Source organism: Pseudomonas sp. (assembly GCF_026224925.1).
Classification (GTDB): Bacteria; Pseudomonadota; Gammaproteobacteria; order Pseudomonadales; family Pseudomonadaceae; genus Aquipseudomonas.
The window spans coordinates 1-10473 of sequence record NZ_JAMFRV010000743.1 but is presented as its reverse complement, the minus strand read 5'-3'; the positions used below and the strand labels follow the sequence as shown (position 1 = coordinate 10473).

9 protein-coding genes are annotated in these 10473 nt (G+C 56.7%); all 9 read left to right on the top strand.

All coding sequences use genetic code 11. The annotated features are described in order from the left end of the window. On the top strand, positions 1-176 hold a 176-nt coding region (locus M0974_RS30875; protein ID WP_367279068.1), incomplete at its 5' end, for an EscU/YscU/HrcU family type III secretion system export apparatus switch protein. A 194-nt stretch (positions 177-370) separates the two neighbouring features. Then, positions 371-2500, top strand: a complete 2130-nt coding sequence (gene flhA / locus M0974_RS30870) for a flagellar biosynthesis protein FlhA (RefSeq protein WP_297845782.1) — start codon at positions 371-373, stop codon at positions 2498-2500. Between the two features lie 11 nt (positions 2501-2511). Continuing rightward, on the top strand, positions 2512-3840 hold the full coding sequence (flhF, locus tag M0974_RS30865; protein WP_297845781.1) for a flagellar biosynthesis protein FlhF: 1329 nt from the start codon (positions 2512-2514) through the stop codon (positions 3838-3840). 111 nt (positions 3841-3951) lie between these two features. Then, positions 3952-4785 carry a flagellar synthesis regulator FleN gene (gene fleN, locus M0974_RS30860; protein ID WP_297845779.1) on the top strand — a complete coding sequence of 278 codons (834 nt, stop codon included), beginning with the start codon at positions 3952-3954 and terminating at the stop codon, positions 4783-4785. Next, on the top strand, positions 4782-5522 hold the full coding sequence (gene fliA / locus M0974_RS30855) for an RNA polymerase sigma factor FliA (protein ID WP_297845777.1): 741 nt from the start codon (positions 4782-4784) through the stop codon (positions 5520-5522). Before fleN ends, fliA begins: the two co-directional genes overlap by 4 nt. A 259-nt stretch (positions 5523-5781) precedes the next feature. Then, on the top strand, positions 5782-6156 hold the full coding sequence (locus M0974_RS30850) for a chemotaxis response regulator CheY (RefSeq protein WP_297845776.1): 375 nt from the start codon (positions 5782-5784) through the stop codon (positions 6154-6156). A 19-nt stretch (positions 6157-6175) separates the two neighbouring features. After that, complete coding sequence (locus M0974_RS30845; protein ID WP_297845774.1) at positions 6176-6964, top strand: protein phosphatase CheZ; 789 nt, start codon at positions 6176-6178, stop codon at positions 6962-6964. Positions 6965-6997: 33 nt separating this feature from the next. Then, on the top strand, positions 6998-9265 hold the full coding sequence (locus tag M0974_RS30840) for a chemotaxis protein CheA (RefSeq protein WP_297845772.1): 2268 nt from the start codon (positions 6998-7000) through the stop codon (positions 9263-9265). A 51-nt stretch (positions 9266-9316) separates the two neighbouring features. Beyond that, positions 9317-10473: chemotaxis response regulator protein-glutamate methylesterase (locus M0974_RS30835; protein ID WP_297845771.1), on the top strand; the 1157-nt coding region annotated here is incomplete at its 3' end.

Sequence of the window (10473 nt, the reverse complement as noted above, 5' to 3'; positions counted from 1 at the left end):
GCTCCATCTACTACTCCACCGATCTGGATCAGGAAATCCCCGCCGGATTGTACCTGGCGGTGGCCCAAGTATTGGCGTACGTCTACCAAATTCGCCAACACCGCGCCGGCCGAGGCAAGCGCCCCTCCCCCCTTGGCGACCTGCCAATTCCCAGCGATTTGCAGCGCGATTCTTAAAGCTAAAGGTAAAAGCCGGCTTTGGGTGATGCACAGATTCCTGTAGGAGCCGCCGAAGGCCGCGATAGGCCTGTAGGCTTTCGTTACCTGACTTGTTTACCGACGACCCCAATAGTTGGAAAGCTTCTTGCAAAGCCCTTGTTATGGCGCATTTTGGCGTCAAAAGTTTGATTTGGCGGGCAGGAAAAGAATTGGTGGATCGCTCTCAATTAATCAACACCGCGCGCAACAATCTGGTTGGCATTGGTCGTGGCAATCTGGGCGTGCCGCTGCTGTTGCTGGTCATGTTGGCAATGATGATGTTGCCGATGCCGCCGTTCCTGCTGGACGTGTTTTTTACGTTCAACATCGCGCTGTCAATTGTGGTCCTGCTGGTCTGCGTGTACGCGCTGCGACCGTTGGACTTCTCGGTGTTCCCGACCATTCTGCTGGTGGCTACCTTGCTCCGGTTGGCACTGAACGTCGCGTCCACACGGGTGGTGATGCTCCACGGTCAAGACGGTCATGCCGCAGCCGGTAAGGTTATTCAAGCCTTCGGTGAGGTAGTGATCGGCGGTAACTATGTGGTCGGTATCGTCGTGTTCGCGATCCTGATGATCATCAACTTCGTCGTAGTAACCAAGGGTGCCGGACGGATTTCCGAGGTGAGCGCTCGCTTCACCCTCGATGCAATGCCCGGCAAACAAATGGCCATCGACGCCGACCTTAACGCCGGCCTGATCGATCAGCCCCAAGCCAAGCATCGCCGTCTTGAAGTCGCCCAGGAAGCCGAGTTCTACGGTTCCATGGACGGTGCCAGCAAATTCGTACGCGGTGACGCCATTGCAGGTTTGTTGATTCTGTTCATCAACCTGATTGGCGGCGTCGCAGTGGGTATCTTCCAGCACAACATGTCCTTCGCCGATGCCGGTAAGGTCTACGCCCTGCTGACCATTGGTGACGGTTTGGTGGCGCAATTGCCATCACTGCTGTTGTCCACGGCTGCAGCGATCATGGTGACCCGTGCTTCCGGTTCGGAAGAGATGGGCAAACAAATCAATCGGCAGATGTTTACTTCGCCCAAGGCGTTGGGTGTTGCCGCTGGTTTGATGGTGATCATGGGCCTTGTGCCCGGCATGCCCCACATGTCGTTCATCACCCTGGGCCTCGTCGCTGCGGGGGCTGCTTACCTCGTGTGGAAGAAGCAGAACATGGTTAAGGTTAACGCCTTGATGGAAGTGCAGCGTCAGCAGGAAATGCTGCCTTCGCCGACACGTGCACAAGACTCCAAAGAGCTGGGTTGGGATGACGTCACACCGATCGATATGATCGGTCTTGAGGTCGGTTATCGCCTGATCCCGCTGGTAGACCGTAACCAGGGTGGGCAGTTGCTGGCGCGGATCAAGGGCGTGCGCAAGAAGCTCTCTCAGGAATTGGGCTTTCTGATGCCCACCGTGCACATTCGTGACAACCTCGATCTGGCGCCCAGCGCTTATCGGTTGACGTTGATGGGCGTGACCCTGGCAGAAGCGGAGATCTACCCGGATCGTGAGTTGGCGATTAACCCGGGCCAAGTATTCGGTACGCTCAACGGTATTACTGCCAAAGACCCTGCATTTGGTTTGGAGGCGGTGTGGATCGAGGTCAGTCAGCGCAGCCAGGCACAATCGTTGGGGTACACCGTGGTGGACGCCAGCACCGTCGTTGCCACCCACCTCAACCAGATTCTGTATAAGCATTCCCACGAGTTGATCGGCCACGAAGAAGTACAGCAATTGATGCAGTTGTTGGCCAAAGGCTCGCCTAAACTGGCTGAAGAGTTGGTGCCGGGAATTCTATCGCTGTCGGCGTTGCTCAAAGTATTACAAGCATTGCTCGCAGAGCAGGTTCCCGTCAGGGATATTCGTAGCATCGCCGAAGCGATCGCGAATGCTGCCCCCCGGAGTCAAGATACCGCCGCTTTGGTGGCCGCCGTCCGCATCGCGTTGTGCCGCGCAATCGTCCAAAGCATTGTAGGTATTGAGCCGGAGCTGCCTGTGATCACCTTGGAGCCAAGGTTGGAACAGATATTGCTCAATAGTCTGCAGAAGGCTGGTCAGGGTCAGGAAGAGGGCGTTCTTCTTGAGCCAAGCATGGCTGAAAAGCTCCAGCGTTCGTTGATTGATGCTGCACAGCGTCAGGAAATGCAGGGTTTACCAGTGATTTTGTTGGTCGCAGGTCCGGTTCGCGCAATGCTGTCACGGTTTGGACGGCTGGCTGTACCGAATATGCACGTATTGGCGTACCAGGAAATTCCCGACAACAAACAAGTCACGATCGTCGCAACTGTCGGGCCAAACGGCTGAGGTAGTGAGTCATGCAAGTTAAGCGTTTTTTCGCCGCCGATATGCGTCAAGCCATGAAGCTGGTCCGTGATGAGCTGGGCGCTGACGCCGCGATCATTGGTAACCGCCGAATCGCTGGCGGCGTTGAGCTGACTGCTGCTTTGGATTACAAGCTCTCCGCATTGGCCCCGCGTGTGCCGAACATCGAGCTTGAAGACGAACTGCGCAAGACTCAATCGCGCATTGTGTCCGCACAGGCTGAACTGGGGGCACGTGGCGACAACGATACAACGATCAATCGCCAGCTGTTTTCAGGTTCGTCCCTGGGTGATGCCGAGACGCACATCGAGCCTACCTTTGATGAGCCGAGACGTCCGTTGCCACAAGCCTCTGCTGCTGCGGCTGAGCCGGCCATAGGCTCGCGGGCCTACGAGTCGATGCGTTCGGAGCTGAACGGTCTGCGTGAGCTACTGGAAGTCCAGCTCGGTTCGCTGGCTTGGAACCAATTGCAAGGCAGCCGTCCGCAGCAGGCCAACTTGTGGCGCCGATTGCAGCGCATAGGCTTGTCCGGTCCGCTCTCGCGGGACCTGCTGGCGATGACCACAGAAATTGAAGAGCCTCGTCAGGCATGGCGCATGTTGTTGGCGCACTTGGCGCGGATGATCGTAACCCCTGACGTCGAACCCCTGGAAGAAGGCGGTGTGATCGCCATGGTGGGCCCGGCCGGCATGGGTAAGACCACGACGCTGGCGAAGCTGGCCGCGCGCTACGTGTTGAAATACGGTCCACAAAACATTGCACTGGTGAGCATGGACAGCTACCGGATCGGTGCTCAGGAACAGCTCAGAACCCTGGGCCGAATTCTCAATGTGTCTGTTACTCACGTTGATCCGGGTCAGTCTTTGGGCCAGGCGCTGGAACCGCTGCTGAAAAAGCGTGTGGTGTTGATCGACACCGCAGGCCTGCAGGCCAGCGATCCGGCCCTGCGCATGCAGCTTGAAAGCTTGGCGGGTCGCGGCATCAAGGCGCGTAATTATCTGGTGTTGGCAACTACCAGTCAGAAGCAGGTTCTAACCGCTGCATACCACAGCTATAAACGCTGCGGGCTGGCGGGCTGCATCCTCACCAAACTGGACGAAACGGCCAGCCTGGGCGAGGTGTTGAGTTTGGCGATCAGTCACGAGTTGCCGGTGGCTTATCTCACGGATGGGCCGCGTATCCCGGACGATTTGCATCTGCCGCGTCGGCACCAATTGGTCAGTCGTGCGGTCAGTGTGCAAATGCAGGAAGAACCGAGCGAGGAAGCTATGGCGGATATGTTTGCGGATCTTTATCACAGTCCGAACAAACGGGTTGGGTAAGGGAAGACATTGGAATGTACCTGCATCAGGGCGGCACCGACGTTGTTCATACACCGTACGCGCAACCACTGATGTGGCCTCGGTCTAAGCAAGTCAAGGTAAAGAATTAAAATGGGTAGCATGCATCCCGTACAGGTCATCGCAGTAACTGGCGGCAAGGGTGGCGTCGGTAAGACAAATGTGTCAGTGAACTTATCACTGGCACTGGCAGAGCTTGGCCGACGCGTTATGTTGCTGGACGCCGATTTGGGTCTGGCAAACGTCGATGTCTTGCTGGGTCTTACACCCAAACGCACCCTCGCTGACGTGATTGAAGGGCGCTGTGAGCTGCGCGACGTATTGCTTCAAGGGCCTGGCGGGATTCGTATCGTGCCAGCGGCCTCGGGCACTCAAAGCATGGTTCACCTGACGCCTGCGCAACACGCCGGGTTGATTCAGGCGTTCAGTGACATCGGCGACAATCTCGACGTCTTGGTGATCGACACCGCCGCCGGTATCGGCGAATCGGTTGTCAGCTTCGTGCGCGCAGCTCAAGAAGTGCTGCTGGTGGTGTGCGATGAACCGACGTCAATCACCGACGCCTACGCGCTGATAAAATTGCTCAACCGCGATTACGGCATGAACCGCTTCCGGGTACTCGCCAACATGGCGCAAAGCCCACAAGAGGGCCGCAATCTGTTCGCCAAGTTGACCAAGGTCACGGACCGCTTTCTAGATGTCGCCTTACAATACGTCGGTGCGGTGCCTTACGACGAATGTGTGCGCAAGGCGGTGCAGAAGCAACGGGCGGTCTATGAAGCATTTCCCCGTTCCAAATGCGCTCTGGCCTTCAAAGCCATCGCTCAGAAAGTTGACACGTGGCCATTGCCAGCCAACCCGCGTGGACACCTTGAATTTTTCGTTGAGCGGCTCGTACATCAAACGAGTGCAGGACCAGTGTTATGACAGCCAGCGGCTATCGCATGTACAGCAAGGCGTCTAAAGACTCCCAGTACGAGCTGATCGAGCGGTATGCGCCGCTGGTGAAACGCATTGCCTATCACTTGTTGGCGCGTTTGCCAGCCAGTGTGCAGGTCGAGGACCTGATTCAAGCCGGGATGATTGGCTTGTTGGAGGTTTCGACCAAATATGACGCCACAAAAGGCGCCAGTTTTGAGACGTACGCAGGTATTCGTATTCGTGGCGCCATGCTTGATGAGGTGCGTAAGGGTGATTGGGCCCCGCGTTCAGTGCACCGCAATACACGCATGGTCAGCGACGCAATTCGATCAATTGAAGCTAAAACAGGTCGTGACGCTAAAGATCACGAGGTTGCGGCCGAACTCCAATTGAGCCTTGATGATTATTACGGGATTTTGAACGATACCTTGGGCAGCCGGTTATTCAGTTTCGACGATCTTTTACAGGACGGCGAACATGAAGGGCTGCATGAGGATGGCGCAAGTGCTCAGCTTGAGCCGTCGCGCGATCTGGAAGATGAACGCTTCCAGACAGCGCTAGCGGATGCGATAGCCAATTTGCCGGAGCGTGAGCGGCTGGTATTGGCGCTGTACTACGACGAAGAGCTGAACCTCAAGGAAATCGGTGAGGTATTGGGTGTCAGTGAATCTCGAGTCAGCCAGTTACACAGCCAGTGCGCAGCTCGTTTGCGAGGGCGTTTGGGGGAATGGCGAGCGCGTTGATGGGCAAAACGTGACCCTTGTGGTGATGGGTTGTCTGTAAGCCGGCTGTGCAAAGCGTTGCGTGCGAAGAAGATAAGACTAGGCGGGAGCCGGTCAGGCAGGCCCTTCGGTGCCTTCTGTGCCCATTCCGACCTGTTGAGTTACCAAGCCCGTCGTCGTTTTTAGTGCAGCCAATGTGTGCTGTGCCGGTTTTGATTGAACAGCGTATTCAGGTGCTGAATGCGTTAAAGACTGCTTGGAGGTCGAATTGGACAAAAACATGAAAATCCTCATCGTTGATGACTTCTCAACGATGCGGCGGATCATTAAAAACCTGTTGCGTGACCTTGGGTTCACCAACACAGCAGAAGCAGACGACGGGACTACCGCGTTGCCGATGTTGCATAGCGGTAGCTTCGACTTTCTGGTGACTGACTGGAACATGCCTGGCATGTCCGGTATCGATCTGTTGCGCCAAGTACGTGCCGATGAACGTCTCAGGCATTTGCCCGTGTTGATGGTAACGGCCGAGGCCAAACGTGAACAAATCATCGAAGCCGCTCAGGCGGGTGTGAATGGTTACGTGGTTAAGCCCTTCACGGCCCAAGTGCTGAAAGAAAAGATCGAAAAGATCTTCGAGCGCGTCAATAGCTGATGTTCGCCGCGGGGGCTCTATGGAGCACACAGATTCAACCCAGGGCGACTTCGAGTCGACCCTGAAGAAGCACGCACACCAGTTGGTCGAAAGTCTTGAAAAAGGCCGGTTCGGTGAAGCTGTACAACTGATTCATGAGTTGAACCAGACCCGTGACCGCGGCCTGTATCAGGAAGTCGGCAAGCTGACCCGTGAGCTGCACAATGCGATCGTCAATTTTCAAATTGACCCGAACATGCCGCAAGCCGAGGAAGTTTCGCAGATCACTGATGCGACTGAGCGCCTGTCCTATGTGGTCCGACTGACAGAGAACGCCGCCAACCGCACCATGGACCTGGTGGAGCTAAGCACGCCGTTGATGAGTGGTCTCAGCTCTGAAGCCGCCGCGCTAAGTGCCGATTGGGCGCGCTTTATGCGTCGCGAAGTGGGCGCTGAAGAGTTTCGCGAGCTGGCTCGGCGCGTCGAAGGTTTCTTGACGCGCACTGAAACAGAAAGCCGCGAAGTGACGGCTCATCTCAATGACATTTTGCTTGCCCAAGACTTCCAGGACCTCACCGGTCAGGTGATCAAACGCGTGACGCAATTGGTCACGGAAGTCGAAACTAACTTGCTCAAATTGGTGTTGATGGCCAGTCAAGTCGATCGCTTTGCAGGCATCGAACACGACGCGCAACCGAGCCGAACAGAAAAAGATCAAGAAAAACATCTGTCTCAGGGTGAAGGTCCGCAGATTCATGCCGATAAGCGTGAAGACGTTGTATCCGGTCAGGATGATGTTGACGATCTGCTATCCAGCCTGGGCTTCTAGGTCGGTCGACGGTTAATTTTAGGGAGCACCCCAATGAGCTTCGGCGCCGATGAAGAAATCCTTCAGGATTTTCTGGTAGAGGCCGGCGAGATTCTCGAGCAATTGTCCGAGCAACTGGTTGAGCTGGAAAGCCGACCTGATGATGCGGAATTGCTCAACGCAATTTTTCGCGGTTTTCACACTGTAAAAGGGGGCGCCGGCTTCCTCCAGCTTCATGAGCTGGTGGAGTGCTGCCACATCGCCGAGAACGTCTTCGACATCCTGCGTAAGGGTGAGCGCCGCGTCGACTCGGAACTGATGGACGTGGTACTTGAAGCACTGGATGCAGTGAACGCGATGTTCACCGAAGTGCGCGAACGCACCGACGTGACGCCGGCCACGCCAGAGTTGCTCGCTGCGTTGGCGCGTCTGGCTGAGCCAGCGTCGGCTAATGAAAGTGCACCGGTCATCGTCGAATCAGCGCCTGTTGAGCCGGCGGTTGACATCACCGACAACGAATTCGAATTGCTGCTCGACTCCCTCAACGCAGTCAAGGCTCAAGCTGCCGCCTCTGCCGTTGCGCCAGTTAGCGCTGCACCGGTTGTGTCCTACGGTTCGGACACCAGCGATGAGATCAGCGATGCTGAGTTCGATTCGTTACTTGATCAGTTGCATGGCAAAGGCAAGTTCGCCTCTGGGGCTGCCGCTCCAGTGGTAGCGGTTGCTCCAGTGGCCAAGGTGGCCGCGCCAGTCAGCAATGAAATCACCGATGACGAATTCGAAGCGCTGCTTGATCAGTTGCACGGCAAGGGCTCGTTCGCCGTTGACGGATTGGAAGCTGTTGCGCCGGTTGCGCCGGTTGCTGTCGTTGCTCCGCTAGCGGTTGCTGCGCCGACAAAAGCAGCAGGTAGCGATCAGATTTCCGATAACGAATTCGAAGCGTTGCTCGACGAACTGCACGGTAAAGGAAAGTTTGAACCGGGTGCGATAGCGGCTATTGCTCCACCTCCTGCGCCTGCCGCTGTTGCGGTGGCGAAGAAGCCCGAACCGGTTAAAGCTGTTGCAGCTCCAGCAGCTCCAGCAGCTCATGCTGCGCCAGCCTCAGCCTCAGCCCCGGCCAAGGCTCAAGCTGAGAAACCGGCCGCGTCTGAAGCTGAAACCACCGTGCGGGTTGATACCGCGCGCCTGGACGAAATCATGAACATGGTGGGCGAGTTGGTGCTGGTGCGTAACCGCCTGGTTCGCCTGGGTCTCAACAGCGGCGACGAAGCCATGTCCAAGGCGGTGTCTAACCTTGATGTGGTGACCGCTGACCTGCAGACCGCGGTGATGAAAACCCGCATGCAACCGATCAAAAAGGTCTTCGGCCGCTTCCCGCGCCTGGTTCGTGACCTTGCACGTCAGTTGAAGAAAGAGATCAACCTGGAACTGGTGGGTGAAGAAACCGATCTGGATAAAAACCTGGTTGAGGCGCTTGCCGATCCGCTGGTCCACTTGGTGCGTAACGCGGTTGACCACGGTATCGAATCACCGGAAGAGCGCGAAGCGTCGGGCAAGTCCCGTGGCGGTCGTGTGATTCTTTCGGCCGAACAGGAAGGTGACCACATCCTGCTGTCGATTTCCGATGACGGCAAAGGCATGGACCCTAATGTTCTGCGGGCCATCGCTGTGAAGCGTGGCGTGATGGACAAAGACGCCGCTGACCGTTTGAGCGATACCGACTGCTACAACCTGATTTTCGCCCCGGGTTTCTCGACTAAAACCGAGATTTCCGATGTGTCAGGGCGTGGGGTGGGCATGGACGTGGTGAAAACCAAAATCGCCCAGCTCAATGGCTCGATCAATATCTATTCAACCAAGGGCCAGGGCTCGAAAATAGTCATCAAGGTGCCGTTGACCTTGGCGATCATGCCGACCCTGATGGTGATGCTGGGCAACCAGGCGTTCGCCTTCCCATTGGTCAACGTCAACGAGATCTTCCACCTCGACCTGTCGCGAACCAACGTCGTCGATGGTCAGGAAGTGGTCATCGTGCGTGAAAAAGCCTTACCGCTGTTCTACCTCAAACGTTGGCTGGTCGCTTCCGCCAAGCATGAAGAGCAACGCGAAGGCCACGTGGTGATCCTCTCCGTCGGCACCCAGCGCATCGGCTTTGTCGTCGATCAGTTGGTGGGTCAGGAAGAAGTCGTTATCAAGCCGCTGGGCAAAATGCTGCAGGGAACTCCGGGTATGTCGGGCGCCACCATTACCGGTGACGGTCGAATTGCTTTGATTCTCGATGTACCGAGCATGCTCAAGCGCTACGCCGCACGGCGTATTTGATTCTGGGGTTGCGGGCCGCGTAAGGGGTCCGCGATACCCTATGGAGTGTTTATGGTAGTTAAAGTCCTGGTGGTGGACGATTCTGGTTTCTTCCGCCGCCGCGTCTCCGAAATTCTCTCTGCTGATCCGAATATTCAGGTAATCGGCACGGCGACTAACGGCAAGGAAGCAATCGAGCAAGCGCTGGCGCTCAAGCCTGACGTGATCACCATGGACTACGAGATGCCCATGATGGATGGCATCACGGCAGTGCGGCACATCATGCAGCGCATACCGACTCCGGTTCTGATGTTCTCTTCGCTGACCCATGAAGGCGCACGTGTCACGCTGGACGCGCTGGATGCAGGTGCGGTGGATTTTCTGCCGAAAAACTTTGAAGACATCTCGCGCAACCCCGAGAAGGTCAAACAAATGTTGTGCGAGAAGATTCATTCTATTTCGCGCAGTAACAGCCGTTTCAGCGGCTACGCTTCCCCGGCACCGCAGGCCACGGCTTCGGCTACCTCGTCATCCGCACCGTCTTTGATCCGGGCGTCGTCCACGGCCACCAGTTCTAGCAGTGCGTCGACCGCCCCCCGCAGTGTGCCTGCCCGGTCGGTCACCGCTCACGCTCCTGCACCCCACCATTCGCCAGCGCCGAAGCGCAAAGCATACAAGTTGGTGGCGATCGGTACTTCAACCGGCGGCCCGGTGGCATTGCAGCGCGTATTGACGCAGTTGCCGGCGAACTTTCCAGCCCCCATCGTGCTGATCCAACACATGCCCGCGGCATTTACCAAAGCGTTCGCCGAGCGCTTGGATAAACTGTGCCAAATCAGCGTCAAAGAAGCCGAGGACGGCGATATTTTACGTCCGGGTTTGGCGTTACTGGCGCCCGGTGGCAAACAGATGATGGTGGATGGTCGCGGTGCAGTGAAGATTCTGCCCGGTGATGAGCGCTTGAACTACAAGCCCTGTGTCGATATTACCTTTGGCTCTGCGGCCAAATCTTACGGTGACAAGGTTTTGGCGGTAGTACTCACCGGCATGGGCGCTGACGGTCGCGAAGGCGCTCGCCTGCTCAAGCAAGGCGGAAGCAGTATTTGGGCACAGGATGAGGCGAGTTGCGTGATTTATGGCATGCCGATGGCCATCGTCAAAGCTGACCTGGCCGACGCGGTGTACAGCTTGGATGACATTGGCAGGCACCTGGTCGAGGCGTGCATCTG

Excerpts from the sequence above, each read along its gene's own strand:
- M0974_RS30850 (WP_297845776.1), top strand. The coding sequence starts at position 5,782 with ATGAAAATCCTCATCGTTGATGACTTCTCAACGATGCGGCGGATCATT.
- M0974_RS30845 (WP_297845774.1), top strand. The coding sequence starts at position 6,176 with ATGGAGCACACAGATTCAACCCAGGGCGACTTCGAGTCGACCCTGAAG.
- M0974_RS30840 (WP_297845772.1), top strand. The coding sequence starts at position 6,998 with ATGAGCTTCGGCGCCGATGAAGAAATCCTTCAGGATTTTCTGGTAGAG.
- fleN (WP_297845779.1), top strand. The coding sequence starts at position 3,952 with ATGGGTAGCATGCATCCCGTACAGGTCATCGCAGTAACTGGCGGCAAG.
- flhF (WP_297845781.1), top strand. The coding sequence starts at position 2,512 with ATGCAAGTTAAGCGTTTTTTCGCCGCCGATATGCGTCAAGCCATGAAG.
- fliA (WP_297845777.1), top strand. The coding sequence starts at position 4,782 with ATGACAGCCAGCGGCTATCGCATGTACAGCAAGGCGTCTAAAGACTCC.